This window comes from Alitabrizicola rongguiensis, from assembly GCF_021491355.1.
Lineage (GTDB): Bacteria > Pseudomonadota > Alphaproteobacteria > Rhodobacterales > Rhodobacteraceae > Aliitabrizicola > Aliitabrizicola rongguiensis.
The window spans coordinates 403,757-429,112 of the sequence record NZ_JAKENF010000001.1; the positions used below are offsets into that span (position 1 = coordinate 403,757).

General features: G+C 65.1%; 22 protein-coding genes. 7 read left to right on the forward strand and 15 right to left on the reverse strand.

Annotated elements, in window-relative coordinates; translation table 11 throughout:
• Positions 1-7: 7 nt before the first annotated feature.
• The 10 genes from L0V05_RS01990 to L0V05_RS02035 all read right to left on the reverse strand — a co-directional run bounded on the left by L0V05_RS01990 (position 8) and on the right by L0V05_RS02035 (position 12,262).
• A complete protein-coding gene (locus tag L0V05_RS01990; protein ID WP_234867950.1) occupies positions 8-1,465 on the reverse strand; it encodes an amino acid ABC transporter permease in 1,458 nt (485 codons plus the stop codon).
• 1 nt (position 1,466) lies between these two features.
• Positions 1,467-2,741 (reverse strand): amino acid ABC transporter permease, encoded by a 1,275-nt coding sequence (locus L0V05_RS01995; protein ID WP_234867952.1) that lies wholly within the window; start codon positions 2,739-2,741, stop codon positions 1,467-1,469.
• Positions 2,742-2,878: 137 nt separating this feature from the next.
• Positions 2,879-3,895 (reverse strand): amino acid ABC transporter substrate-binding protein, encoded by a 1,017-nt coding sequence (locus L0V05_RS02000; protein ID WP_234867954.1) that lies wholly within the window; start codon positions 3,893-3,895, stop codon positions 2,879-2,881.
• Positions 3,896-4,118: 223 nt separating this feature from the next.
• Positions 4,119-4,826 carry an ATP12 family chaperone protein gene (locus L0V05_RS02005; RefSeq protein WP_234867956.1) on the reverse strand — a complete coding sequence of 236 codons (708 nt, stop codon included), beginning with the start codon at positions 4,824-4,826 and terminating at the stop codon, positions 4,119-4,121.
• Positions 4,823-5,869 carry an RluA family pseudouridine synthase gene (locus tag L0V05_RS02010; protein WP_234867958.1) on the reverse strand — a complete coding sequence of 349 codons (1,047 nt, stop codon included), beginning with the start codon at positions 5,867-5,869 and terminating at the stop codon, positions 4,823-4,825. Before L0V05_RS02010 ends, L0V05_RS02005 begins: the two co-directional genes overlap by 4 nt.
• Positions 5,866-6,243 carry a fluoride efflux transporter CrcB gene (crcB, locus tag L0V05_RS02015; protein WP_234867961.1) on the reverse strand — a complete coding sequence of 126 codons (378 nt, stop codon included), beginning with the start codon at positions 6,241-6,243 and terminating at the stop codon, positions 5,866-5,868. The genes L0V05_RS02010 and crcB overlap by 4 nt, the downstream gene beginning before the upstream one ends.
• A 106-nt stretch (positions 6,244-6,349) precedes the next feature.
• Positions 6,350-7,660, reverse strand: a complete 1,311-nt coding sequence (locus tag L0V05_RS02020; RefSeq protein WP_234867963.1) for a replication-associated recombination protein A — start codon at positions 7,658-7,660, stop codon at positions 6,350-6,352.
• Between the two features lie 4 nt (positions 7,661-7,664).
• Complete coding sequence (gene pepT, locus L0V05_RS02025; protein ID WP_234867965.1) at positions 7,665-8,909, reverse strand: peptidase T; 1,245 nt, start codon at positions 8,907-8,909, stop codon at positions 7,665-7,667.
• Between the two features lie 85 nt (positions 8,910-8,994).
• Positions 8,995-11,511, reverse strand: a complete 2,517-nt coding sequence (locus L0V05_RS02030) for an ABC transporter permease (RefSeq protein ID WP_234867968.1) — start codon at positions 11,509-11,511, stop codon at positions 8,995-8,997.
• Positions 11,512-11,572: 61 nt separating this feature from the next.
• Complete coding sequence (locus tag L0V05_RS02035) at positions 11,573-12,262, reverse strand: ABC transporter ATP-binding protein (protein WP_234867970.1); 690 nt, start codon at positions 12,260-12,262, stop codon at positions 11,573-11,575.
• Between L0V05_RS02035 and L0V05_RS02040 the strand changes: the two genes are divergently transcribed.
• Positions 12,261-12,953 (forward strand): arylesterase, encoded by a 693-nt coding sequence (locus L0V05_RS02040; RefSeq protein WP_234867973.1) that lies wholly within the window; start codon positions 12,261-12,263, stop codon positions 12,951-12,953. The two genes, L0V05_RS02035 and L0V05_RS02040, sit on opposite strands and share 2 nt — an antisense overlap.
• A gap of 18 nt (positions 12,954-12,971) precedes the next feature.
• Here L0V05_RS02040 and L0V05_RS02045 read toward each other — a convergent pair whose 3' ends face one another.
• Entirely contained in the window at positions 12,972-15,011 is a 2,040-nt protein-coding gene (locus L0V05_RS02045) for an oxidoreductase (protein WP_234867975.1), read from the reverse strand.
• Positions 15,012-15,186: 175 nt separating this feature from the next.
• On the opposite strand from L0V05_RS02045, the gene L0V05_RS02050 reads away from it, so the two are divergent.
• Positions 15,187-16,596 (forward strand): FAD-binding oxidoreductase, encoded by a 1,410-nt coding sequence (locus L0V05_RS02050; protein ID WP_234867977.1) that lies wholly within the window; start codon positions 15,187-15,189, stop codon positions 16,594-16,596.
• A 15-nt stretch (positions 16,597-16,611) separates the two neighbouring features.
• Here the strand turns inward: L0V05_RS02050 and L0V05_RS02055 are convergent, their stop codons facing one another.
• A complete protein-coding gene (locus L0V05_RS02055) occupies positions 16,612-17,319 on the reverse strand; it encodes a BUD32 family EKC/KEOPS complex subunit (protein WP_234867980.1) in 708 nt (235 codons plus the stop codon).
• 141 nt (positions 17,320-17,460) lie between these two features.
• Positions 17,461-18,405, reverse strand: a complete 945-nt coding sequence (gene hemC / locus L0V05_RS02060; RefSeq protein ID WP_234867982.1) for a hydroxymethylbilane synthase — start codon at positions 18,403-18,405, stop codon at positions 17,461-17,463.
• A 98-nt stretch (positions 18,406-18,503) separates the two neighbouring features.
• On the opposite strand from hemC, the gene hemE reads away from it, so the two are divergent.
• From hemE to L0V05_RS02080, 4 genes are all read left to right on the forward strand, one after another.
• Positions 18,504-19,535 (forward strand): uroporphyrinogen decarboxylase, encoded by a 1,032-nt coding sequence (hemE, locus tag L0V05_RS02065; protein ID WP_234867984.1) that lies wholly within the window; start codon positions 18,504-18,506, stop codon positions 19,533-19,535.
• A gap of 76 nt (positions 19,536-19,611) precedes the next feature.
• Entirely contained in the window at positions 19,612-20,817 is a 1,206-nt protein-coding gene (locus tag L0V05_RS02070; protein ID WP_234867986.1) for an aminotransferase-like domain-containing protein, read from the forward strand.
• Positions 20,818-20,881: 64 nt separating this feature from the next.
• Positions 20,882-21,679 (forward strand): SDR family oxidoreductase, encoded by a 798-nt coding sequence (locus L0V05_RS02075; RefSeq protein WP_234867989.1) that lies wholly within the window; start codon positions 20,882-20,884, stop codon positions 21,677-21,679.
• Positions 21,680-21,692: 13 nt separating this feature from the next.
• Entirely contained in the window at positions 21,693-22,391 is a 699-nt protein-coding gene (locus tag L0V05_RS02080) for a hypothetical protein (protein ID WP_234867991.1), read from the forward strand.
• Between the two features lies 1 nt (position 22,392).
• Here the strand turns inward: L0V05_RS02080 and hemF are convergent, their stop codons facing one another.
• Positions 22,393-23,256, reverse strand: a complete 864-nt coding sequence (gene hemF, locus L0V05_RS02085) for an oxygen-dependent coproporphyrinogen oxidase (protein WP_234867993.1) — start codon at positions 23,254-23,256, stop codon at positions 22,393-22,395.
• A 120-nt stretch (positions 23,257-23,376) separates the two neighbouring features.
• Between hemF and L0V05_RS02090 the strand changes: the two genes are divergently transcribed.
• Positions 23,377-23,787, forward strand: a complete 411-nt coding sequence (locus tag L0V05_RS02090; RefSeq protein ID WP_234867996.1) for a hypothetical protein — start codon at positions 23,377-23,379, stop codon at positions 23,785-23,787.
• Positions 23,788-23,820: 33 nt separating this feature from the next.
• Here the strand turns inward: L0V05_RS02090 and L0V05_RS02095 are convergent, their stop codons facing one another.
• Positions 23,821-25,248 carry a DUF1254 domain-containing protein gene (locus tag L0V05_RS02095; protein WP_234867998.1) on the reverse strand — a complete coding sequence of 476 codons (1,428 nt, stop codon included), beginning with the start codon at positions 25,246-25,248 and terminating at the stop codon, positions 23,821-23,823.
• Positions 25,249-25,356 lie beyond the last annotated feature (108 nt).

The following is a 25,356-nucleotide window of genomic DNA, read 5'->3' on the forward strand; positions in this document are numbered from 1 at the left end:
ACCTCCCTTAACGGTGATCGCGCTTCAGCCGGCGCTCGAGTGACATCGAGTAGCGCGACATGCCGAAGCAGATGACGAAGAAGATGACGCCGACAAAAATGTAGGGCTCCCAGTAGATGCCCTTCCAGTTGATGTCGGCGCGGACGATCTGGGTAACGCCCTTCAGCGGGTCAAGCAGGCCGACGAAGGCCACCAGCGTCGTATCCTTGAACAGCCCGATGAAGGTCGACACGATCCCGGGGATGGCGATCTTCAGCGCTTGCGGCATGATGATGAGCCGCTGCGCCCGCCAGTAGTCGAGGCCGAGCGAATCCGCCGCCTCGTACTGCCCGCGCGGCAGTGCCGCCAGGCCGCCGCGGATGACCTCGGCGATATAGGCGGCGGCGAACAGCGTCACCAGGATGATGACCCGCAGGATCAGGTCGAAGTTGGTGTTCGGCGGCAGGAAGTACTGCAGAAGCAGAGACGCGGTGAACAGCAGGGTGATCAGCGGCACGCCCCGGATGAACTCGATGAACCCAACGGACAGCGTCTTGATGAGCAACATGTCCGACCGTCGCCCTAGCGCCAGCAGGATGCCCATCGGAAGCGAGCAGGCGATGGCCGTCACGCCGATGGTCACTGCCAGCAGGAAACCCCCGAACTGATCGGAATTCACCTTGGGCAGGGCCAGCGGCAGAGCAGAAGCCAGCGCATCGGCCACATGCGCGTCAATGAACAGCCACCACAGCATGGCCAGAACCACCCCGATGGCAGACGACACCGCAACACCGATCCGTTCGACCAGCAGGCGATAGGTGACGGCTATGATGACGAAGCCGAACATGGCGGTCACCGGTTCCCAGATCGACCCGCCCCAGAGCAGATAGAAGGTGAGCGCCGGATAAAGGACGGTGAACCACATCAGCTTGCCCGGCTGCGTCTGCGACAGCACCGCCAGCACAATCACCAGCGCGGCAGCGAAAACGAAGGCAAGCAGAGGCGTCGAGGCAAGATACAGCGTCACCAGCAGGAAAGCCGCCACGCCTGCGATCACCACCATGAGGTTGCGTTTCTGGCCGGCAAACAGGACTGGCGCGATGGCTGCGAAGAGGAGCCCGAACGCAAGTATCGGTCGCCAGTACTGGTCAGGCGGATAGAAGCCGAACGTGAACTGGTGCCAGCGTTCGCGGATCATCGCCCAACAGGCCCCTGAGGCATCGGGACCCGCCCGTTCAGCGATGATGGCGCGGCATTCGGCAAGCGAGTTAGCGTTCCAGACACCGTTGATGAACCAGGGCAGCGCAGCCCGGATCGTCAGGAAGATCAGGCCAAGCCCGAGAAGGGTCAGGATGGTGTTCATGGGCGAGGAGAACAGGTTCTCTCGCATCCACCGGACAATCCCGCGTTGGCTGACCGGCGGTTCCCTGGCCGGCAGCATGGTTTCGCGGGCAAAGGCGATCGAGCGGTCGGAGCTGTCGGTCATGTCAGCGCTCCTTCAGCTTTACGGCGTTGTTGTAGATGTTCATCACGCCCGAGATGATGAGCGAGATCGTCAGGTAGATCAGCATCATCAACAGCATGCATTCCAGCTCCTTGCCGGTCTGGTTCAGTGTGACGCCGCCAAGCGTTCCGCGCAGGTCCATGTAGCTGACGGCGATGGCAAGCGAGGTGTTCTTGGTCAGGTTCAGATACTGGCTGATGAGCGGGGGGATGATGACCCGCAACGCCTGCGGCAGGATCACAAGGCTCGTTGTCCGGCCGGGCCGCAGGCCAAGCGCATAGGCAGCTTCAGTCTGCCCTTTCGGGATTGCCATGATCCCGGCGCGCACGATCTCGGCGATGAACGCCCCGGTATAGAAGGACAGCGCGATCAAGAGCGAGGTGAAGGCATGCGCGACGTTGATCCCGCCGGTGAAGTTGAAGCCCTTGAATGTCGGATAGCCCAGATGGAAGCCGAGCGCCCAGAGAAGGGCAACGATCGGCAAGACCCAGATCAGCAGGCTTTTCCACCAGGTCACCGGGCGTACCCCGGTGGCATCCTGCACCACATGGGCATGGCGGTTCAGTCTGCGCCACGCGACGAAGCTGGCCACGAGAACGGCAATGATTGCCAGAAGATCAATACTGACCAGGAATATGCCGAGGTCGATATTGCCCAGACTGCGGTCAAACAGCGGCTCGGGGATGTTGGTGCCGCGGTTGGTGAGGGCGATGGAGCCAAAGAACATGTGCGCCTTGGGCTGCTCGCCAGCCGCGATCATTGCCTCCGTGACCTTGAAATCCTTGGGCTCCGGCATGGTTTCCGAAAGGACGACATAGGCCAACAGGATCCACAGCAGCACCGGCACGTTGCGGAAGACCTCGACATAGACGGTCATGATCCGCGCAACGAGCCAGTTGTTCGACAGGCGCAGCACGCCGGCGAAAACGCCGATGATCGTGGCGAAGATACAGCCGAAGAAGGCCAGCAACAGCGTGTTGAGCAGCCCGACCAGAAGCGCGCGGGCATGGGTGTCATCGTTGGTATAGTCTATCAGCCTCTGGCTGATGTCATACCCCGCCCGGTTCCACAGGAAATCATAGCTGAAGCCACGGTCCTTGGCCGCGAGGTTCTGCACCGTGTTGTTCAGGATCCAAGAAACGAACAGCGCGAACAGGATCAGCACGATCACCTGGATAGTGATCGACCGGAACCGCGTATCGTAGATGAGCATGCTCAGCCGAAAGGATTCTTTCGGCGCGTCACCGGCATAGGCCATGCGTAAAACCCCCTGATCCTGCGGCGGTCCGGTTCTTCCCGGATCCTATCGAGGTCTTGCGCCTCGTCTCCTGCAGGGTAACCCCGGAAGAGGAGCCGGGCGCGCCTGTCAGTGGCGCGCCCGGTCCGGCGATCAGATTAGCGGAACGGCGGGGCGTATTGCAGGCCGCCCTGGGTCCATTGCGCGTTCAGGCCGCGCGCAAGACCGATCGGGGTGGATTCGCCGATGTTGGCCGCGAAGATCTCGCCATAGTTGCCGACCTGGGCAATGGCGCGCTTTGCCCATTCCTTGTCCAGACCCATGAACGCACCAAGGTCACCCTCGACACCGAGGATCCGCTTGATTTCCGGGTTCTGAGTCGTGGTCGCCGTTTCCTCGACATTGGCCGAGGTGATGCCGAATTCTTCGGCGGCAACCAGTGCGTAGAAGGTCCAGCGCACGATATCGCCCCAGTTGTTGTCGCCATGGCGGACGACCGGGCCAAGCGGTTCCTTCGAGATGATCTCGGGCAGGATGATGTAGTTTTCCGGATCGGCGAGCGTCGCGCGCGTCGCGGCCAGGCCCGAAGCGTCGGCCGTATAGGCATCGCAGGAGCCTGCGACCAGCTGCCGCTGGCCTTCGGCGTCGTCGGCGATGTTCACCGGCGTGTAGGCGATGTTGTTTGCCTTGAACCAGTCGGCGAGGTTCAGCTCGGTCGTCGTGCCGGTCTGGATGCAGATCGTGGCGCCGTCCAGTTCCTTGGCGGATGTCACGCCGAGGTCCTTCTTCACCATGAAGCCCTGACCGTCATAGTAGTTCACGGCGACGAAATCGAACTTCAGGTCGGTGTCGCGCGAAAAGGTCCAGGTCGAGTTGCGAACCAGCAGGTCAACCTCGCCGGCTGCGAGTGCGGTGAAACGGGTCTCGCCGGTCAGCGGGACATACTTCACCTTGGTCGAGTCGCCCAGAACGGCTGCGGCAACGGCTTTGCAGAGCGCAACGTCAAAGCCCTGATAAACGCCACTGGCATCCGGTGCAGCAAAGCCGGTCAGGCCGGTGTTGGTGCCGCAGATCAGTTCGCCACGCGCCTTCACATCGGCGAGCGTATCGGCCGACGCGACTCCCGCAAGCGCACCAGCAACTGCCAGCGTGCCCAAGAATACCGTTTTCTTCATGCTTACCTCTTCCTGATCGTCCGCCCTGTCGGGCGATGGATTTTTATGGCCCGGTCGGGCGCTTTGTCCGCGCGGATTTGTCCGCTCAGTATCGGCGAGTTTGGGCCGAAGCGCTTTGAAACGTCAAGGCTCGCAGCGCGTCGATGCAAAAAACATCAAATCATCCTAATTGCTGGCGATTTCGCCTGCGAAACCGGCAGAATCGGGTTGGCGACAATGGTGGTTAGCCGCAGTCCCGGAAGAATCGAGCGGCCGAAAGGAAATCCTGGTGCCTGACTTCTTCCGCCTGTGCGGCCTCGTCATCGACACCCCAATGTTCAATCTGCCACGTTTCGTCGATCCGGGCCAAATGCCACGCCTCTTCAGGCGAAAGTCGGCCTTCGGCCACGGCCAGGGCCAGCACCAGCGAACCGGTGATGGTCACCAGGTCGTGGAAACCGGTCAGCTGGAACGGCGTGAATGTCCCCAACCGATCGGCAAGCGCTGCAAGCGATTGCGGATCCTGGGCAACCGGAACGATGCCCTTCGTAACATTCAGGGGCGTCCCGAGAACCATCGCCGCCCAAGCTAGAATTGGATCCCAGCCCTGCGACTGTCGCTCGACAAGCCCAGCCGGCTCCTCGGCGCGATAGCACAGAAGATCCGAAGCGCCATAGCGCGCCAGTTCCTCGACCACCGCGGCCTTGTGGACAGACACCCGTTCGATCGCGGTATTGGCCGCGCGGGTGAAGGGCATGGTTTCGGGGCGCAGCGTCTCGCCCTGGGCATTCCATTCGGCCGCGATGACCTCAGCCATCGCCCGCGTCGGGACGACGAGCAGATGCTTGCCCGGTGTGCGCACCGGACGGCCATCAAGCGTGACGGCAAAACCGCCCTCGGCCTCGGTCACCTCGGCCGTCTTCCAGAACCGCTTGGGCCGCCACTCGTTCACTTGAACACCTCGAACGGGTCGGCGGGGACGTCGTTTTCCTTCCAGTCGAGCGTCTTCCACGTCCGCGCCATATGCTCGGGGAGCGGCGCGGTGAAAGTCAGGACCTCTTTCGTCACCGGATGCTCGATGGTCAGGCTGCGCGCGTGCAGGTGCAGCTTGCGGCTCAGGTCCCCGCCAATCCCCGCGCCCCAGCCATCGCCGGCATTGTCGGCGTCACCACCGCCATACTTGCCGTCGCCCAGGATCGGATGGCCGATCTCGGCCATATGGGCACGCAGCTGGTGTGTTCGGCCCGTCACCGGCTCCAGCGCCATCCAGGACAGGCGGTTGCCAAGGAACCACAGGGTGAAATAGTCGGTCTGCGCGCGCTTGGCGTCGGGATACTCGGCCATCTTCGCGGGATGGACGCAGATCATCTTCTCGCCCTCGCCGCCCTTGCCCCGGCCCGGCGCCTTCATCAGGCCGAACTTGATCGACCCCTGCTTGGGATGCGGAACACCCGCGACGACGGCCCAGTAGATCTTGCGCGCCTCGCGGTGACGCAGCGCCTCGGACAGGCCGCGCGCCACCCGGTCGGTCCGCGCCAGCAGCAGGATGCCCGAGGTATCCTTGTCCAGCCGATGCACTAGCTTCGGCTTTTCCTTGTAGCCGAATTTCAGCGCCTCGCTCAGCCCGTCGACATGCCGCTCGCCCTGGCCCGAGCCGCCCTGGCTTGGCAGGCCCGGCGGCTTGTTCAGGACGATCATGTGCTGGTCCATCCACAGGACCGCGTCCTGGATCATCTTCGCATCGGAATTGGTCACGCGCGGCGCGCCGTCGGGTCGCGGCGCCTCGGCATCCGGCAGCGGCGGCACGCGAACCTGCATCCCCGGCACGATTCGGTCGGCCGCCTTGGCGCGTGCGCCATCGACGCGCACCTGCCCGGTACGACACATCTTCTCGATCGCGCCCTGCGTCAGCTGCGGGAAACGGCGCTTGAACCAGCGGTCGAGGCGCTGTTCGCCCTCGTCCTCGGTCACGGTCAGCATCTGAACACCAGTCATGCCAGGACTCCCCGCGTCAATGTCATGCCAAGAAACAGCGCCGCGAGCGATACGACGACCGATCCCACCACATAGGCTGCGGCCTGACCCGCTGCTCCACGCTCCCACAGGGTGACCGCATCGAGTGAAAAGGCCGAGAAGGTCGTGAACCCCCCAAGGATCCCGGTCATCAGGAAGGGCGCCTGCCGGGTCAGTCCCTTGTGCCCGAGCCAGACGACAAGCACGCCCATCAGGAACGAGCCGAAGACATTGACGATCACCGTCTGCCACGGAAAGCCCGGTCCGAGCGTGCGCATGACCGAGACATTGGTCAGATAGCGCGCGACCGAGCCGAGCGCACCACCGACAGCAACTTGAAGGATGGTTCCGAACATGCCGCCTCTCTCGTTCTGCCTGCCGCCAATGTCAACCATGACCCGAAGACGAATTTTCTACGAAAATTTCGCTCCGTCCCCTGATTTTTCGCAGAAAAATCGTCCCCTACCCGCCCTGCCGCTTTTCCCGCAGCCGGGCGAAGTACTCCACCCGCTTCTTAAGCTCCCGCTCGAAGCCGCGCTCGGGCGGCTGGTACCAGACCGGCCGCTTCATCCCCTCGGGGAAGTAGTTCTGCCCCGAAAAGCCATCCTCGGCATCGTGGTCATAGGCATAGCCCGCGCCGTACCCCAGATCCTTCATCAGCCGCGTCGGTGCGTTGCGGATATGCAGCGGCGGCGGCTCGCTGCCCGTCTCGAGCGCGGCTTTCCGGGCGGCGTTGTAGGCCATGTAGCCCGCATTCGACTTCGGCGCGAGCGCGAGATAGATCACCGCCTGCGCCAGCGCGAGTTCCCCCTCGGGCGAGCCGAGGCGTTCGTAGGTTTCCCAGCCATGCAGGCATAATTCCTGCGCCTGCGGGTCGGCCAGTCCGATATCCTCGACCGCCATGCGGGTAATCCGGCGCGCAAGGAACCGCGGATCCTCGCCCCCCTCCAGCATCCGGCAGAACCAGTAGAGCGCCGCATCGGGGTCAGACCCCCGCACCGATTTGTGCAGCGCCGAGATCAGGTTGTAATGTTCCTCGCCCGACTTGTCGTACTTCGCCGCCCGGCGCATCAGCCGGCGTGACAACTCCTCGCGGCCAAGCGGTTTAGTCACCGACCATGCCGCGACCTGCTCGATCAGGTTCAAAAGCGCCCGCCCGTCGCCATCGGCCATCTCCAGCAGCGACTCGCGGGCCTCTCCGGAGAGCGGCAGCGCGCGTGCCATCTCCTTCTCCGCCCGCTGCGCAAGCCGCTCCAGATCGGCGAGCGAGAGCCGCTCCAGCACGATCACCTGCGACCGGCTCAGAAGCGCAGCGTTCAGCTCGAAGGACGGGTTCTCGGTCGTCGCGCCGACCAAAAGGATCGTCCCGTCCTCCATATGCGGCAGGAACCCGTCCTGCTGCGCCTTGTTGAAGCGGTGGATCTCGTCGACGAAAAGCAGCGTCCCCTGCCCGTTCTGGCGCCGGATCTTCGCTTGCTCGAACACTTTCCGAAGTTCCGGCACACCGGTGAAGATCGCGCTGATCTGGACGAAGGCCAGGTCGGTCTCGGCAGCCAAGAGCCGCGCGATCGTGGTCTTTCCCACGCCCGGCGGCCCCCAGAGTATCAGCGAAGACAGGCTGTGCGCCTTGAGCATCGCGCCGAGCGGCCCGTCCGGCGCCAGCACCGCCTCCTGCCCGATCACCTCGGCCAGTGTCTTCGGCCGCAGTCGGTCGGCCAGGGGGCGCGGCGCGTCCGGAGCTGGGGTCGAGGGGCTGTCGAACAGATCCGCCATCAGTTCACTTCGCGGCCACCAGCTGCACCAGTTCGAGGCACACCTTCGTCGCCGCGCCCATGTCCTGCACCGAGATCCATTCGAGCGGCCCGTGTAGGTTCTGCATGCCGGTGAAGATGTTCGGCGTCGGCACACCCATCTCGGTCAGGCGCGAGCCATCGGTGCCACCCCGGATCGGCTGCGAGAAGGGTTCGATCCCGGCGCGGCGGCAGGCCTCCTCGGCCAGCTTCACCGGGCGCGGGTCCTTGTCGAGCCAGTCTGCCATGTTGCGATATTGTGGGAAGATCTCGCAGGTGATCCTCGCCCGCGGTTCGCCCGCCTGCACCGTCTCGCAGACCTTGCGCAGCAGCGCGTCGTGTTCGGCCAGCAGCGCCCGGTCGAAGTCACGCAGCGCGAAATGCAGCTCGGCCGTCGCAGCCGTCCCGGTCAGCGAGTAGAGAAAGATGAACCCCTCGCGCCCGCTTGCGGTCTCCGGCGTCAGGCGGTGCTTCGGCAGCGTGTCGACGATCTTCGCCGCAAGGTGAAGTGCGTTCACTAGCTTGTCTTTCGCCTCGCCCGGATGGATCGAGACGCCCTCGATCTTCACCACGGCCCCATCGGCCGAAAAGGTCTCGCCGACGATCTCGCCCAGTTGCCCGCCATCGAGCGTATAGGCGAAGTCCACGGCCAAATCCTTCGGCAGGTCCTTGTGCACGCCCCTCCCGATCTCTTCGTCGGGGGTAAAGGCGATGCGGATCTCCCCGTGTGGAATCGACGGATTGGCCAGCAGGTGCCGTGCCGTCGCCATCAGGATCGCCACACCGGCCTTGTCATCGGCACCCAGCAAGGTGGTGCCCGACGCGGTTATGATGTCGTCCCCGGCCTTGGTCGCCAGATAGGGGAACTGCTCGGGCGACAGGATCAGGTCGGGCGCATCGGGAAACTGGATCGGTCCGCCATTATAGGACTTCACTACCCTCGGCTTCACCCCGCTCGCCGCAAAGCCCGGCGCGGTATCGACGTGGGCCAGCAGCGCGATGGTCGGGACCTTGTCCTTCACCGTGGCGGGGATCGTGGCGATCACCGTGCCATAGCCGGCCTGCCGCACGTCCTTTGCCCCGATGCCGCGTAGCTCTTCGGCCAGAAGCCGCAGAAGGTCATGCTGACGCGGGGTACTGGGCGAGGTCGGCGAGCTTTCGTCGCTTTGCGTGTCGATCTTCGCATAGCGGATCAGCCGCTCTTCCAGTTCCTGATCGAACTCTGTCCGCATCCTTCCGGCTCCTGCCCCGCCACCGGCCTGCGCCCGGTCGGGGCCAGCCTATCGCCTCGACCGGCGCGCCGCCAGTCCGGGGCGATCACTCCGCCGCGCGCAGAACCTGCGCGGGCCGAACCGACAGCGGACGAAGCGCAAAAAAGAACCCGGCCAGAAGCGTGGCAAGGATGCCACCCAGCACGATGGCCAGCGCCGATGCGGGCTCGAAGCGATAGTGGCTGTCCATGGCCCAGACCATCACCGCCCATCCGGCGACAGCCCCCGCAAGGATGGCGAAGACCCCCGCCGCAGCGCCCATCAGCGCCGCCCGCAGCGCGAAGCTTCCAAGGATCCGCCCCCGCGTCGCGCCTAGCGTCTTGAGTACCGCGGCCTCGTAAACGCGCGCCCGTTCGCCCGCCGCCGCCGCCCCGATCAGCACGATGAAGCCGGTCAGTAGCGTCGCCGCCGCGGCCCAGGCGGTTGCCTCGGCAATCGCGTTCAGCGCATCGGTCACCCGGTCGATGGCATCGCGCACCCGGATGGCGGTGATATTGGGATAGGCGGACGCCAGATCGCGCAGGATCTTCGCCTCGGCCTCGGGCGCCGCATAGACCGTGGCGATCGACGTATGCGGCGCCCCCTTCAGCGCCGCCGGGTTCATCGTCATCACGAAGCCCATCCCCCCGGTCGAGAAGTCAACCTGGCGGAAGCTGGTGATCGTGCCGACGATATCGCGGCCCAGGATGTTGACCGTCAGCTTGTCGCCCAGCTTCAGCCCCATCTCCTCGGCCTCTTCCGCCGCGAACGAGATCTGCGGATCGCCGGTATAGTCCTCTGGCCACCATTCGCCCGCCGTCACCTTCGTGCCCTCAGGCGGCGCCGCCGAATAGGTCACGCCGCGGTCGCCGTTCAGGACCCAATGCTCACCCGCGACCTCCTTGGCCGGGCGACCATTGATCTGGGTCAGGATGCCGCGCAGCATCGGCGCGCTTTCCACCCTCGACACGGCCGGGTCGCCCGCCAGGCGGCTACTGAAGCCGTCGATCTGGTCGGGCTGGATGTCGAGGAAGAAATAGGACGGCGCGCGCTCGGGCAGGTCGGTACGGATCGCGCTGCGCAGGTTGGCGTCGATCTGGCCAATGGTTGCGAGAACCGTCAGGCCGAGGCCAAGTGACAGGATGACCGAGGTTGCCTCGGACCTTGGGCCGCCGATTGCGGCCAGCGCAAGGCGCAGACCGGGCCGCCCGCGCACGATCCCGCGCTTCGAAAACCACCGTGCCGCAAGGCGCACGCCCTGCGCCGCCAGCGCCAGCACCAGAAGCGCGGCAAGGATGCCGCCCAGTGTCCCGAGCGCCAGCTTCCAGACGCCCGAGAACCACACTGCCCCACCGACGAGAACGGCCAGCGTGGCGAGCAGCATAACGACGTGCCACGCCTTCGGGCGATGCCCGCCCTGCTCGCCCCGGTACAGCGCCGCCGCGCGGATCTGCGATGTCCGGGCCAGCGGCCAGAGCGTGAAGAGAAGCGCCGTCATCACGCCATAAAAGGCGGCCTCGGCCAGCGGCCGGGGATAAAGCGCGAATTCCGCCGGAAACGGCAGGCGGGCCGTGATGAGATCCGCCAGCACCAGAACCAGCCCGCTGCCCAGGACAAGCCCGGCAAGGACACCGGCCATGGCCAGAACGCCGATCTGCAAGAGATATATCTGGAAGATCGTCCCGCCTTCGGCGCCCATCGTCTTGAGCGTGGCGATTGTCTCGGTCTTGCCCGACAGATAGGCGCGCACGGCGGCCGAGACGCCCACGCCACCCACAGCCATCCCGGCCAGCCCGACCAGGACAAGGAACGACCCCATCCGGTCGACAAAGCGCTCCACCCCCGGCGCAGCGCGCCGGCTGTCGGACCAGCGCAGGCCGGTGTCGGTAAAGGCCGACAGCGCCTCGCGCTTAACGGACTCAAGATCGGTGCCCGGCGGCAATGCAAGCCGATACATCGTCTCGTAGAGCGTGCCGGGCCCGATAAGGCCAGACTGCGCCAGATCGGAGGTGCGCACGATGGTTCGCGGCCCAAGCGCAAAGCCACCCGTCGCGCTGTCGGGTTCACGGAGAAGAACCGCGCCCAGTCGGAAGTCCTGAGTGCCGAGCCGGAAGGTGGACCCGGGGGCCAGGCCCAGCCGGTCGGCCAGCACCTTGTCCATCACCCCGCCCGGACGCCCATCGATTGTCGCCAGCGCCTCGGCCAGCGGCACGGGCGGATCAAGCACGACCTCTCCGGTCAGCGGATATGCATCGTCGACCGCCTTGACCTGGGTCAGCGCCCGATCGTCACCCGCCACAGCCATCGAGCGGAAATCGACAACCTCCGACACCTTCGTGGCGATGCGGGACATGAAGGCGCGCTCCTCGTCGGAGGCAAAGCGGTAGGTAAACTCCATCTCTGCGTCGCCGCCGAGAAGCACCGCGCCCTGATCCTGCAGCCCGCGTTCGATGGCGGCGCGGACAAGGCCGACTGCGGCAATCGCCGCAACACCAAGGGCAAGGCAGGCGAGAAACACGCGGAAACCAGACAGGCCGCCGCGCAACTCGCGCCGCGCGATGCGGGCCGGAAGCGGTAGCCTCATGCGCCAGCCCCGATCCGAGAGTGCCACGAAGCTGCTGAATTTTCGCAGAAAATTCGCGCCCTCATGCCGCTCTCCGCTCATCTGCAAGGACCTGCCCATCGGCCAGCCGCACCACGCGGTCGCAGCGGGCGGCCAGTTCCGGCGCATGGGTCACGAGGACCAGCGTCGCCCCGTGCCGGTCGCGCAAGCCGAAGAGAAGGTCCATGATCGCCGCGCCGTTCGCTCCGTCGAGATTGCCGGTAGGTTCGTCCGCCAGCAGGATCGCCGGGCGGGGCGCGGCGGCGCGGGCCAAGGCGACGCGCTGCTGTTCGCCGCCCGACAACTGACGCGGATAGTGGTGCGTGCGGCCGCCAAGGCCGACGGCCTTCAACTCTGCCTCGGCCCGCTCGAAGGCATCCTCGGCCCCGGCGAGTTCCAGCGGCACCGCAACATTTTCGAGCGCGGTCAGCGTTGGAATCAGGTGGAAGGACTGAAAGACCACCCCCATATTCCCACGACGAAACCGCGCGAGCCGGTCCTCGTCCATCGCCGTCAGGTCTTGCCCCAGGGCGCGGACCTCGCCGCCGGTGGCGCGCTCCAGTCCGCCCATCAGCATGAGGAGCGAGGATTTGCCCGATCCCGACGGCCCGACCAGACCCAGGGTTTCCCCCGGCATGACATCAAGCGAGATGCCCCTGAGGATCTCGACCGGGCCAGCATTGCCGGCGAGAGTCAGTCGCGCATCGCGCAGGGAAAGGATCGGATCTGTCATGCGCGCTGCCCTTCGGTCGTGCCTGTGCATGGGATATGGCGCTCTGCGGACGGGCCGCAACCTCGCGCTCACGGTTCTCGCGGTCTTTTGCCTTGGATTGTCGGCACATGCCGCCCCCGTGACCATTGCCGCGCTTGGCGACAGCCTGACCGAGGGCTATGGCCTGCCACCCGAAGACGGCTTCGTTCCGCAGCTTCAGGCCTGGCTGAAGGCGAACGGTGCCGATGTCACGGTGATGAATGCGGGCGTGTCGGGCGACACCACGGCGGGCGGATTGTCTCGGATCGACTGGACGCTGACGCCCGAGGTCAAGGCTCTGATCGTTACACTTGGGGGCAACGACCTGCTGCGCGGGATCGACCCGGCTGCAAGTCGCGCCAATCTTGACGCGATCTTGAAGGTCGCTACCGCCAAGGGCCTGCCGGTCTTGGTGATCGGGATGCCCGCGCCCGGAAATTACGGACCGGACTACAAGGCGCAGTTCGACGCAATCTATCCCGATCTCGCCAAGAAATACGGCACGCTCTATGTCGAGAGCTTCTTTGCGCCCCTCGGGGCGGGTGGCGACCCTGCCGCGCTGACGCCCTTCCTGCAGGCGGATGGGATCCACCCCAACAGGGACGGCGTGGCGAAGATCGTCGAAGGGCTCGGCCCGCAGGTGCTGCAACTGATCGGACGCATTCAACCCTGACCAAACCCTCCGCGGCGCCTACCAGCGGATGCCATAGCGCAGCGCGTCGTAGATGCCCGCATGTATGTTGCGCGACTGGACCGCATCGCCGATGCGGTAGAGGACGAAACGCCCCTGCGGGTTTCGGACCGGGAACAGATCGCCCGACCCGATCAGCGCACCATAGTCGACCTCGCCCAGGTTCCGGCTGTCAGGCTTCAACGCGAAGTAAAGGTCGTCGAGCGGGGCGGTACCATGCTCGACGATGACCTGATCCACCTCGCGCTCCTCTGACCAGCCGGGCGCATAGTCGGACCCGAGCGTGACTCGGATCGCGTTCCCCGCCCGACGAAGCGCCGTGACCCGTGTGTTGATCGTCACGCGCACGCCCGTTTCCTGGAAGGCACGCATGTAGGGCGTGTGGTTCAACCCTCCCATCTCGGGCGCAAAGAACCGCTCCGGGCTTACGAGTTCCACGGCCGCGCCTCCGCGCGCGATCACTTCAGCGGCGCTCATCGCCGGATGGCCGCCATTGTCGTCATAGACCAGCACCCGCGCCGCCGGTTTCACCGCGCCCGACAGGATGTCCCAGCTCGAGACACCCAGATCCGCCCCCTCGACATCCGGGGGCTGAGGCAGGCCGCCAGTCGCAACGATCACCACGTCGGGGGTCTCCGCCAGCACGTCGGCGGCCTCGGCCCAGAGATTGTACCGCGCCTCGACGTCCAGCCGGTCCAGTTCCGCGACCCGCCAATCGACGATGCCGATCATCTCCTTGCGGCGCGGGTTCTGCGCCAGCACGTTGACCTGGCCGCCCGGTCGGTCCGACGCTTCCATCAGCACGACCCGATGCCCGCGCTCTCCCGCAACGCGCGCGGCTTCCAGCCCTGCGGGTCCAGCCCCCACGATCACGACGCGCTTCGCCTGCGCCGCCTTCGGGATTACATGCGGCATTCGCGCCTCGCGGCCCGTCGCGGCATTGTGGATGCAAAGCGCCTCGCCACCCTCGTAGATCCGGTCAAGGCAATAGGTAGCGCCGACGCAGGGGCGGATACGGTCCTCCTGCCCGGCGATGACCTTCGCCACGATATGCGGATCAGCGATATGGGCGCGGGTCATGCCGACCATGTCGAGCTTGCCCGAGGCGATCGCATGGCGCGCCGTCGCCACGTCGGGGATTCGCGCCGCGTGGAAGACCGGGAACTTCGTCGCCTCCCGCACCTCGCCGGCAAAATCGAGATGCGGGGCCGACCGCATTCCCTGGATCGGGATCACGCCGGTCAACGCTGCATCGGTTTCGATATGGCCACGGATCAGGTTGATGAAGTCGATCTTGCCGCTGGCCGCCAGCCGGGTCGCGATCTCGACCCCCTCGGCCTTGCTCAGCCCCTTGTCCCAGTCTTCATCCGCAACCATTCGCAGGCCGACGATGAAGTCCGGTCCGACTGCCGCCCGCACGGCGTCCAGCACCCGATGGGTGAAGCGCAAGCGGTTGTCGAGGCTGCCGCCCCATTCATCGGTCCGCTTGTTCGTCGCGGGCGACCAGAAGGCATCCATCAGGTGGCCGTAGGCTTCGAACTCGATCCCGTCGAGGCCGGCGGCCTGCATCCGCTGCGCAGCGCTGGCATAGTCGGCGATGATGCGTTCAAGGTCCCAGTCCTCGGCGACCTTGGGGAAGGCCCGGTGCGCCGGCTCCCGCACCGAACTTGGCGACAGCACCGGCAGCCATTCGCTCTTGTTCCACCCCGTCCGTCGCCCAAGATGCGTGAGCTGGATCATCACCGCCGAGCCAAGCTCGTGGCATTCGTCAGCCAGTTCCGCCAGCCATGGCACGATCGCGTCATCCCAGGCGTGCAGGTTGCCGAAGGCCTGCGGGCTGTCGCGACTGACTACGGCCGAGCCCGCTGTCATCGTCAGCGCCATGCCGCCCCGCGCCTTCTCGGCATGGTAGAGCCGATAGCGCGCCTTGGGCATCCCATCCTCTGAATAGGCAGGCTCGTGAGAGGTCGACATGACCCGGTTGCGCAGGGTCAGGTGTTTCAGTCGATAGGGCTGGAGAAGCGGATCGGCAGTCGTCACGGGCTGAAACCTTTCTGGCTGAGATGTTCAGTCTAGAAGGCGCAGTCCACCGCTCTGGTCAGGAAACGTCATTGGATGGCGGCAATGGACGCTCCCGGTCGATCCGGCGATTTCGCCTCTGGCCTTGGCGCTGAATTTGGCCTCACATGCCGAGAAACAGTGCGGAGTTGGCGCCATGGATCTGATCGCGGAACTGACCGGTATCGTCGGACCGGCACAGATCCTCACCGGGGCAGACATGGAAGGCCATATCCATGATTGGACAGGCAAATACAGCGCCGCCCCGCTCTGCGTCGTCCGCCCGACCTCAACAGCCGAGGTTGCGGCCGTGGTGCGCGCGGCAGGCGCGGCGGGGGTGCCGATCATCCCTTCGGGCGGGCGCACCGGTCTTGTCGGCGGGCGCATGACAACCGGCGGCATCCTGCTGTCGCTCGAGCGGATGAACCGGATCCGCGAGATCCGGCCCGAGGCACGCATCGCCGTGGTCGAGGCCGGCGTGATCCTGAGCAGTCTGCATGAGGCCGCCGATGCCGTGGACCTGAACTTTCCGCTCTGGTTCGGGGCGCGCGGCTCGGCGGTGATCGGCGGTGTGCTGTCCACCAATGCCGGCGGATCGAATGTGCTTCGCTATGGCTCTACCCGCACGCTCTGTCTCGGCGTCGAGGTGGTTCTGGCCGATGGCCGGGTCCTGAACCTCATGAGCCAATTGCACAAGGACAATTCCGGTTACGATCTGAAGGACCTGTTCATCGGCGCCGAAGGCACGCTAGGTGTCATCACCGCCGCGGTGATGAAACTGGTACCGAAGTCCCGCGCCTTCGCCACGGCCACGCTGGCCGCCCGCAGCCTGGCGGATGCGCTGACGCTTCTGAACCGTTTGCAGGAAGCCACTGGCGGGCAGGTCGAGGCCTTCGAATACATGCCGCGCAGCTATTCGGAGCGGATGGCTTCCATCCGCCCCGATCTGGGCCAGCCCTTCACCACGATCCACGATACGACGATCCTCGTCGAACTGGGCTCGACCGCCCCGCGCGACACGACAGCAGGCGAGGACGGAACCGTGCCGCTGGAGGCTCTGCTGGAGGAAACTCTCGCGCAGATGATGGAAGAGGGCATGGTGCTCGACGCAGTCCTCGCCCGGAACGAGGCGCAGCGCCGCACCATGTGGGCCCGGCGCGAGGCAGCGGCGGAGCTGACCCATGGCATGTATCCCTTCGTCGATACCGATGTCGCCGTGCCGCTCAACGCCGTTGCCCATTTCATGGCGGAAGTGCCCGCGCGGCTGGAAAAGCTCGACCCCGGACACCAGACGGTGACAGTCGCACATCTGGGCGACGGCAACCTGCATTTCTCGGTCTATCCGACACGCGACGATCCTGATCTGAACGACCGCATCCTAGAGACGGTCGAGGACGTGGTTCAGGAACTCGGCGGCAGTTTCTCGGCCGAGCACGGGGTCGGCCTGTCGAAACAGCCGTCCATGGCGCGGCGGAAGGATCCGGTCGCCTTGGAGATCATGGGCCGGATCAAGCGCGCACTGGATCCCGCGGATCTGATGAACCCGGGCAAGATCCTGCCGCGCTGACGCAGCGTGGCCACGTCAGGCGATGCCAAGCCCCCAGATGAACTGAAGCGTGGCCGGAACAGCATGCAACTCGCGCGAGGATGGCTTGAGCCGCCGCACGGGCGCTGTCAGCGGAATGAGCCACGACAGTGACATGGCGCGGACCCGCAGATGCTGCAAAACGCCCGGCGGCGCCGCTTCGCGATAGGTGCGGATCATCTCGTCCGCCAGCACCCTGGAGTCGCGATTGCGCGACAGGATGTTGTGCAGAAGGATCAGGAGGTCCTTTGAATAGGCCTTCGGACCCGACTTGCCGGGCCTGAAGCATTCCAGATCGATGAAATGGACCCGCTTGCCATCCCAGCAGATATCGCGCATGGCCGGACGACCGTGGCAGAATCCGCTGTTGTGAAGTTCGGCAAGAGTCGCGCCCGCCGAAGCAAAGGCGGCAAGTAGATCTGCCCGGTCGGTCTCGGGGTCGAGAATCATGGCGTGCAGCGTCCTGCCCAGGTCAGGAGTGACGAAATAATCGGTACCCTCCAAGAGGATCGGCGCGACAGGCAGGCCCGCGCCGGCCAGCAGCCGCAGGCCTGTGCGGTCGCGCTCCAGCCCCTTGGCTGCATCGCCCTTCAGCACCCGCAGGCGCGGAGAAAGCTCTTCTGCCCGCTTCAGCCAGACGCGACTGCCGTCCAGGAGTTCGAGAGCCTTAATCCGCCCGGAATGCTCCTCCAGCGCTAAACTCACCTTTGCGTAAAGATCTGAAGTGGCAGCTTGCCCTAATGCTGCGTTTGCCATGCCCCACCCTCAATTTGTGGTCGAGGCGTAAAGTTAACAGATTCGCGACAGATCGGAATCAGTTGCGTGACAAATCAGACAGCCATTGCATCAGCGCCACGCAAAGAAATCCGTCGGCGCCTGCGCCAGCAACTCGGCGGCGAGGTCCGATCCAAGCCGTGCGCCTTCCAGCAGCGAACCGCGCCGTTCGCCCCGGATTGCGTCGCTGCCATCGGGGCGAAGAATTTCGCCTCGGAGCCACAGCTGATCGCCCTGGATCACCGCCAATCCCGCGATCGGGGTTTCGCAGGACCCGTCCAGGCCGGCGAGAAGGCTGCGTTCGGCGGCAAGGCGGAGCCCGGTTTCCCGATGATGGATCGCCGCCAGCATCTCGGCGGCGCGGGCATCATCGGCGCGGCGCTCGATCCCGATCGCACCTTGCGCAACGGCGGGCAGCATATCTTCCGGCGCGATGGCCGACCGAGCGACATGGATCATGCCAAGGCGGTTCAGTCCTGCCATGGCGAGGAAGGTCGCGACCGCGACACCATCCTCGAGCTTGCGCATGCGGGTCTGCACATTGCCGCGGAATTCGACCAGCTTCAGATCGGGGCGCCGTAGCGCCAGTTGCGCCCGGCGGCGCAAGCTGGACGACCCGACGACTGCGCCTTCGGGCAGTTCCGCCAGAGAGGCGACCGTGGGCGAGACGAAGGCATCCCGCACATCCTCGCGCGGGAGGTAACAGTCAAGAAGCAGTCCGTCGGGCTGCAGCGTCGGCATGTCCTTCATCGAATGGACGGCGATGTCGATCTCGCACGCCAGCAACGCGTCTTCGATCTCGCGGGTGAACAGACCCTTGCCGCCGATCTCTTTCAACGGGCGGTCCAGCACTCGGTCGCCGGTCGTTTTGATGACCACGATCTCGAACGCGGCTTCGGGCAGGTCGAAGGCCGCCCTCAGGCGGTCGCGAGTCTCATGCGCCTGCGCCAGCGCCAGCGGCGAGCCACGGGTTCCGATCTTCAGGGGCTGGGCGGGCGTCGGCAGGGAAAATGTCATGACACTGGGATTACATGTGTCAAATCCGCCTGACAACCCGCACCCCGCTTGACAAGCAACCGAACAGCCTCGACGGAGAAGCAGGAAGGAGCCCGCCCATGACCGAAAAGACCATTCTGCGCGCCCTGAAGGGCGAGGTCCTGCCGACCCCCCCGATCTGGATGATGCGGCAGGCGGGGCGTTACCTGCCCGAGTACCGCGCGACGCGCGCGCAGGCCGGGGATTTCCTGTCCCTATGCTATACGCCCGATCTTGCGGCGGAGGTCACTCTGCAACCGATCCGCCGCTTCGGCTTCGATGCGGCGATCCTGTTCGCGGACATCCTGCTGATCTGTCAGGCGCTCGGCGCGAAACTGTGGTTCGAGACCGGCGAAGGGCCGCGGCTGTCCACCGTCACCTCCGCTGCCGAAATCGAAGCGCTGAAACCGGCGGATGCGATCCACGACACTCTCGCGCCGGTCTATGAGACCGTCCGCATCCTTTCGCGGGAACTGCCGAAGGAGACGACGCTGATAGGCTTTGCCGGCGCGCCCTGGACGGTGGCCACCTACATGGTCGCCGGTCGCGGCACCCGCGACCAGGGGCCGGCCCATGCGCTGAAAACCTCGGATCGCGCGGCCTTTCAGGCGCTGATCGACCGGCTGACGGACGCGACAATCGACTATCTTTCGATGCAGGTGCAAGTCGGAGCCGAGGTGGTGAAGCTGTTCGACAGCTGGGCGGGCTCGCTCAAGGGGCAGGACTTCACCGATTTTGCCGTCGCACCGACTGCCAGGATCATCGCAGAGCTCAAGTCCCGCCATCCCGGCCTGCCGATCATCGCCTTCCCGCGCGAGGCGGGTCAGGGCTATGTCGGCTTCGCCAGGGCAACTGGCGCCGACTGTGTGGCGCTGGACAATTCCGTCAGCCCCGAATGGGCAGCGGCCAATGTGCAGGTCGACGGCTGCGTGCAGGGCAATCTTGCGCCCGGCTATATGGTGACCGGCGGCCCCGAGATGGACACGGCAATCCGCCAGGTTGTCCGAGCCTTCGCGAAAGGGCCGCACATCTTCAACCTCGGCCATGGCATCACGCCCGAGGCCGATCCTGACAACGTCGCGCGCATGATCGAGGTCGTACGCGGCGGCTGAAGCGATCAAGGTCAGCCTTATTGACTTATTCCCGACCGCGGCGCAGTCTCCGCGCGTTCGGACGGGGGAGATCGTCATGCAATGGTCACAGGTGCTGGCAACGCGCAGCACGCGAATGAAGGCGTCGGAGATCCGGGAGCTTCTGAAGCTGCTCGACCAGCCCGACATCATCTCGTTTGCGGGCGGCATCCCCGATCCCGCCCTGTTCCCCGCCGCTGCCTTTGCCACCGCCTTTGCCGAGACGATGGGCGGGGCACAGGCCGGAGCGGCGCTGCAATACTCTGTCTCCGAAGGCTACAAGCCGCTGCGCGAATGGATCGCGAACCGGATGGGCGATATCGGGATCGATTGCTCCGCCGACAACATCTTGATCACCTCGGGGTCACAGCAGGGGCTCGATTACCTTGGCAAGCTGATGCTGTCGCCGGGCGATACGGCGATGGTCGGGTGGCCGACCTACCTTGGCGCGCTTGGCGCCTTCAACGCCTATGAACCACGCTACATCCGCCTTGATCCAAAGGGCAATGCCGCGCCCGAGGCTTTGAAGGTCGAGGCTGCAGAAGCGGGCGGGCGCATCAAGTTCGCCTATCTGTCCGCGGATTTTGCCAACCCGACCGGCCAGACGGTGGACCTTGCCGGCCGCGAGGCCCTGCTGGATCAGGCCGAGGCGCTGGACATCGCGATCATCGAGGATGCCGCCTACCAGTCGCTCCGCTACGACGGCGATCCGGTTCCCCCGATCCTCGCACTCGATATCGCCCGGTCGGGTGGGATCGAGAACACGAGGACGATCTATTGCGGATCTTTCTCGAAGACGCTCGCCCCCGGACTGCGCGTCGGCTGGGTCTGCGCCGCGAAAGAGGTGATCGGTCGGCTGGTCCTGATGAAGCAGGCGGCGGATCTTCATTCCTCGACCATTAACCAGATCGTGACGCACCGTGTCGCGGCAAGCCTGTTCGACAGCCATGTCGCCAAGCTGCGCGCCACCTATGGCCATCGGCGCGACCGGATGGTTGCGGCGCTGGAGCGCGAAATGCCGAAGGGCGTGACCTTCAACCGTCCCGAAGGCGGGATGTTCATCTGGTTGACGCTGCCCGAAGGCATGGACGGGGCGCAGCTGCTCACCCGCGCGGTTGCCGAGCAACGGGTGGCCTTCGTGCCGGGCGGCGCCTTCTTTGCCGACGGGTCGAACCGCAATACCCTGCGTCTGTCCTTCGCCTGTGCCTCGGACGCGCAGATCGACGAGGGGATCGCCCGCCTCGGCCGCATTCTGCGCGGCTGACGCGCCGCCTGCATCCTGCCGGGGCGCGTGCTACAGTTCCCTGACACCAGCAGGAGAACCGACCATGGCAATCCGTGAACAAGGCGCCGTCCTGATAACCGGGGCAACGGGTGGGATGGGGCGCCCGCTCTGCGCCCGGCTGGCGGCCGAAGGACGGGAACTGATCCTTGCCGCGAGAACGCGGTCTGATCTCCGGTCCCTTTGCGATACCCTGGAGGCAGAATATCCGGGGCCATTCCATGCCGTGCCGCTGGACATGGCCGATATCTCCTCGGTCGAGCGGTTCGGCGCGGCACTAACCGACCTCGATGTGCCCTTGCAAGGCGCCGTGCTGATGCCGCCGCAGCCTGCCCGTTCCAACGATCCGCTACCGCCAGTAGAAGCCTGGAACCAGCTCTTTGCTGCCAGTTTCATCGGGCCGCTTGAGGTCCTGAAGCAGGCCCTGCCTCATATGAAGTCCGATCCGGCAACCAGTCTCCGAGCAAAGATCGTCATTGTCTCGGGTATCTCATCGGCACAGGTCCTCGGCCACTATGCCACCGGAAACGTGCTGCGCACGGCCTGGCTTGCCGAGGCCAAGGTCCTGGCCTTCGCGCTCGGGCCGCGCGGCATCCATGTGAACACCGTCTCTTTCGGCGGCGCGCTGACCCCCCACTATCTGGAACTGATCCAGCAGCGGGCCTCGGCCAATGGCGTGACCGTAGCCGAACAGATCGGCGCCGAGACCGATAACGTGCCGCTGCGGAAGTACGGCACGCCGGAGGAGGCGGCAGCGACGATTGCGATGCTTCTCTCTCCAGTCTCCGACCACCTGACAGGCATAAACCTGCTGCAGGATGGCGGGTTTACGCGCGCCTATTGACCGGCGCGAAAGCATGAACTCTCACGTCTTGCGCCCGGTCCGCATTGCCGTCAGGACGGGGATGCTTCAACCCGGGTCCGTGCCGATGCGCCTCGCCATGCTCTTGATCGTTCTCGTGTCTGCCGGTGCCGCAAGGGCAGAGCTTTCGCCCTGTACGACCTCGGTGAATGGCGGCGAGGTACCGCTGTTCTTCGATCCCGAAGATCCGAGGGTCAGCGAAAACACGACCTTCAAGGAGAACTGGTTCGGCGACTGGGGCAAGATCACCTGTCCCGGATACGTGACCCTGCGCTATCTGACGCCCGACCTGACCGACGATCAGCGGGGCACGTTCTGCCTGCAATACGACCGAAAGACCAAGACCTATACCGGTTATAGCGAAGGCGAACGCGACCCTTATGCCATCTGCCGCAAACCATCCAAGAGCTTCTGCCAGCGGGTGAACGCCTCGAAGGACACCGTGCTTGCGCTGACGGGACTGGCCGCCAGCGCGACCGGGGCCGCTGAAGTGGCGCAGACCACGCAGGACGTGCAGCTGCTGACGCAAGACAACGGCGCGGTCAGCCTCACCGGCAAGGCGGTCGCCGTGGCGGGCGCGTTGACCCGCCTTGGCTCTACCGCGCTGGCCGCAGCCGCTGCCCCGGCCGAGGTCGGCGCGGCAGCGGTCACTGTGGTGACGGTCGGCGGGCTCGTCTACCTGTGCAAGGAATAGCTCAGGGCCACTTCGCGACAGGCGGCAGGCTCATCAGCACCGCATTGGCATCGTGCCCGGTTTCCAGCCCGAACTTCGTGCCGCGGTCATAGACAAGGTTGTACTCGGCATAAAGCCCGCGATGGATCAGCTGCGTCTCGCGGTCGGCATCGGTCCAAGCGGTGCCAAGCCGCCGCTCTGTCACCGGCAGGAAAGCAGGCAGGAAAGCTTCGCCCACGGACCGCGTAAAGGCAAAATCCGCCTCCCAGTCGCCCGTGTTCAGATCGTCGAAGAAGATCCCACCAACGCCCCGCGCCCGGCCGCGATGCGGCACGAAGAAATACTCGTCCGCCCAGGCCTTGAAGCGCGGGTAGTAGTCGGGCGAATGCGCATCGCAGGCGGCCTGCATCTGCGCGTGGAAATGCGCGGTGTCCTCGGCATATTCGATGCAGGGATTGAGATCCGCCCCACCCCCGAACCACCAGGCACCCGGGGTCCAGAACATGCGGGTGTTCATGTGGACGGCTGGCGTATGCGGGTTCTGCATATGGGCCACAAGGCTGATCCCGCTGGCCCAGAAGCGCGGATCACGATCCATCCCCGGCACACCGCGGGCCGCCATTGCCCTTTGCGCCCGTTCGCCAAGCGTGCCGTGAACCTCGGACCAGTTCACCCCCACCTTCTCGAACACGCGGCCACCGCGCATCACGCTCATCAACCCGCCACCGCCATCTGCACGGGTCGTCGGCGTCACCTCGAACCGACCGGCAGGACCATTGCCTGCCCCGCGATCCTCCAACCCTTCGAAGGCCGCGACAATACGGTCGCGCAATTCGTGAAACCACGCGGCAGCGCGAGCCTTGCGGGTCTCGAAATCGACGGTCATCGGCAGTCTCCCTGAGCTTGGCTCAGCTAACATCCTCCGCCACGCAAGGTCCAGACAGTGACGGGGATTTGCAGCCGCCGCGCACCCAGCTATCCTGACGGAACGCCACCCGGAGTCGCCATGTCACCTCGTGCCCCGCTTGCCCTTCTGCTGCTGCTGGCCGCATGCGCCACGCCGCAGCAGCGCTGCATCAACAGCGTCACGCGCGACCTGCAGGTGGTGAATGACCTCATCACGCAATCCGAGATCAACCTCGCGCGCGGCTACGGAACGGTCCAGCAGACCACGGTGGTGCCGACGGTGCAGCCCTGCGGCGGCAACATTCCCGTCCGGCAGCCGAACGGTTCGGTGCAATGGGTCTACGTGCCCCAGAACTGCTGGGTGGATGAAGCGGTCACGACGACCCGTCCCATCGCCATCGACCTTGATGCCGAAAAGCAGAAGCTCGCCCAGTTGCGCAAACAGCAGACCCGTTTGAACAAGCAGGCCGCCCCGGCAGTGGCCCAGTGCAAGGCGCTCTATCCGGAATGACGCGGCCCCCGCCTGGGGGCCGCGCCGCGATCGTCAGACCTTCTTGACCGGCGGGATCTTCCACGACCCGTCTATGATCGAGGGCGGCGACTCGTCCGGCCAGTACATCCGCAGCATGAGGTGGAACTTGCCCTGCGGTGCGGGCAGCCAGTTCGCCTCCTTGTCGGCGCCGGGAGACTCGTTCTGGATGTAGATCGTGAGTGAACCATCCTCGCCGTAGGTCGGGTTGGTCCGCACACTCATCGAGTAGCGGTTGATCGGGTTCGCGACGAAGAACATCTGCTCGTCATACATCGTCAGCGACCAGAAACCCTTGACCGGCGGGGTCTGACCCTTCGGGAAGACCATCGTGTACTTGTGCTCGCCGCTGTAGTCCTGCACCAGATCCGGCTTCAGAGACGTCGGATAGATCGCGTCCTGCGGCCGGTTCGCGCCAAGACCGATCGCCGTGATCAGCGCCCGCTGGATGTAGTTCGTGCCATAGGTTCCGGCCTTGATCGTGAACGACCAGCCGTTCTCGCGCGTCATGTCGCCATCGGAGTCGATGAAGTGCAGCATGATGCGGTCATAGCCAAGGGCAGGGACCCGCTTGTCGAACCGCTCATCCAAGACCTTTGCGTCGAAGTCCTTGCCAGGGACAAGGCCAATCCGAGCAAAGCGTTCCAGCGCCGGCGCGTCCGCTGCGGCCGGCGGGTTGCGCTTCATCAGGTCGGCGAGCAGGGTGAAATACTCGCTCGTCGAAAGCGCGTTCACCTGATCACGCGTCGGGGTCTTCATATCGATCGAGGGGTCAACCTTGCCGGCGGGCGGCGTGTAGTCCTTGCCCCAGGTGCTCAGCGGCTGCAGCTTGAACGCATCCTGAAGTTTGTGCACCGCCGCATAATCCTCGGGCGTGCCGGTGCAGTAGATCCGGCCCAGCAGCCAGACCATGGCGGTCGGCGATTTCAGCTCGACCATCCCGTCCGGAACCGAACCCGACCAGCCAGGCCCGGTGATGAGGAAGGTCTTCGCGGCACCGCCGGTCGTGCGGCTGCCGGGCACCTCGAAGACGTCCGTCCAGCCCGACAGAAGTGGAAGCAGGAAGTAGCGATCGCCCATGTCGGGCTGATCCAGAACCCAGGGCTCGTCGCCCACGTCGAAGAACGCCGTGGTATAAAGCGTATCGGCATTCGGCGCGGTGATGTCGCGGAAGCTGGCGTCGGGATATTCGCGCAGCTTGATGATCGTGCCCATCGGCCCGCGTGTGCCGACCGGCTCCGCGACGTTGGTGATGATGCGGCGGGTCAACTCCATCGTGACCAGCGGATAGCCATAGATGTAGGCGTCGACAGCGGTGCCAAACTCTTCGGTCCCTTCGACGAAGTCGAGGACAGGCCCTTCGGCAAGGCCCCGGCCTGTCGCAGCGGCCAAAGCCAGAAGGCTCGCAGTGCCCAATCCGAATGCACGTCTGGTAATCGTCATATGTTCCCCCAATCAATGAGACCGTGCGCATCCTAGCGCAGATACCGACTAAACAAATTTGCATTCCGCGCCAATCGGGCACGAACGGGGACTATTCCGGCAGCTTCT

What these genes read in the sequence shown, in the direction of transcription:
- L0V05_RS02020 (WP_234867963.1), bottom strand. Translation starts at nt 7,660, where the DNA reads ATGGCGGATCTGTTCGACAGCCCCTCGACCCCAGCTCCGGACGCGCCG.
- L0V05_RS02090 (WP_234867996.1), top strand. Translation starts at nt 23,377, where the DNA reads ATGTCACCTCGTGCCCCGCTTGCCCTTCTGCTGCTGCTGGCCGCATGC.
- L0V05_RS02040 (WP_234867973.1), top strand. Translation starts at nt 12,261, where the DNA reads ATGCGCGCTGCCCTTCGGTCGTGCCTGTGCATGGGATATGGCGCTCTG.
- L0V05_RS02035 (WP_234867970.1), bottom strand. Translation starts at nt 12,262, where the DNA reads ATGACAGATCCGATCCTTTCCCTGCGCGATGCGCGACTGACTCTCGCC.
- L0V05_RS02030 (WP_234867968.1), bottom strand. Translation starts at nt 11,511, where the DNA reads ATGAGGCTACCGCTTCCGGCCCGCATCGCGCGGCGCGAGTTGCGCGGC.
- hemE (WP_234867984.1), top strand. Translation starts at nt 18,504, where the DNA reads ATGACCGAAAAGACCATTCTGCGCGCCCTGAAGGGCGAGGTCCTGCCG.
- L0V05_RS02010 (WP_234867958.1), bottom strand. Translation starts at nt 5,869, where the DNA reads ATGACTGGTGTTCAGATGCTGACCGTGACCGAGGACGAGGGCGAACAG.
- hemF (WP_234867993.1), bottom strand. Translation starts at nt 23,256, where the DNA reads ATGACCGTCGATTTCGAGACCCGCAAGGCTCGCGCTGCCGCGTGGTTT.
- L0V05_RS01995 (WP_234867952.1), bottom strand. Translation starts at nt 2,741, where the DNA reads ATGGCCTATGCCGGTGACGCGCCGAAAGAATCCTTTCGGCTGAGCATG.
- pepT (WP_234867965.1), bottom strand. Translation starts at nt 8,909, where the DNA reads ATGCGGACAGAGTTCGATCAGGAACTGGAAGAGCGGCTGATCCGCTAT.
- hemC (WP_234867982.1), bottom strand. Translation starts at nt 18,405, where the DNA reads ATGACATTTTCCCTGCCGACGCCCGCCCAGCCCCTGAAGATCGGAACC.
- L0V05_RS02075 (WP_234867989.1), top strand. Translation starts at nt 20,882, where the DNA reads ATGGCAATCCGTGAACAAGGCGCCGTCCTGATAACCGGGGCAACGGGT.
- L0V05_RS02070 (WP_234867986.1), top strand. Translation starts at nt 19,612, where the DNA reads ATGCAATGGTCACAGGTGCTGGCAACGCGCAGCACGCGAATGAAGGCG.
- crcB (WP_234867961.1), bottom strand. Translation starts at nt 6,243, where the DNA reads ATGTTCGGAACCATCCTTCAAGTTGCTGTCGGTGGTGCGCTCGGCTCG.
- L0V05_RS02080 (WP_234867991.1), top strand. Translation starts at nt 21,693, where the DNA reads ATGAACTCTCACGTCTTGCGCCCGGTCCGCATTGCCGTCAGGACGGGG.
- L0V05_RS02095 (WP_234867998.1), bottom strand. Translation starts at nt 25,248, where the DNA reads ATGACGATTACCAGACGTGCATTCGGATTGGGCACTGCGAGCCTTCTG.
- L0V05_RS01990 (WP_234867950.1), bottom strand. Translation starts at nt 1,465, where the DNA reads ATGACCGACAGCTCCGACCGCTCGATCGCCTTTGCCCGCGAAACCATG.
- L0V05_RS02000 (WP_234867954.1), bottom strand. Translation starts at nt 3,895, where the DNA reads ATGAAGAAAACGGTATTCTTGGGCACGCTGGCAGTTGCTGGTGCGCTT.
- L0V05_RS02050 (WP_234867977.1), top strand. Translation starts at nt 15,187, where the DNA reads ATGGATCTGATCGCGGAACTGACCGGTATCGTCGGACCGGCACAGATC.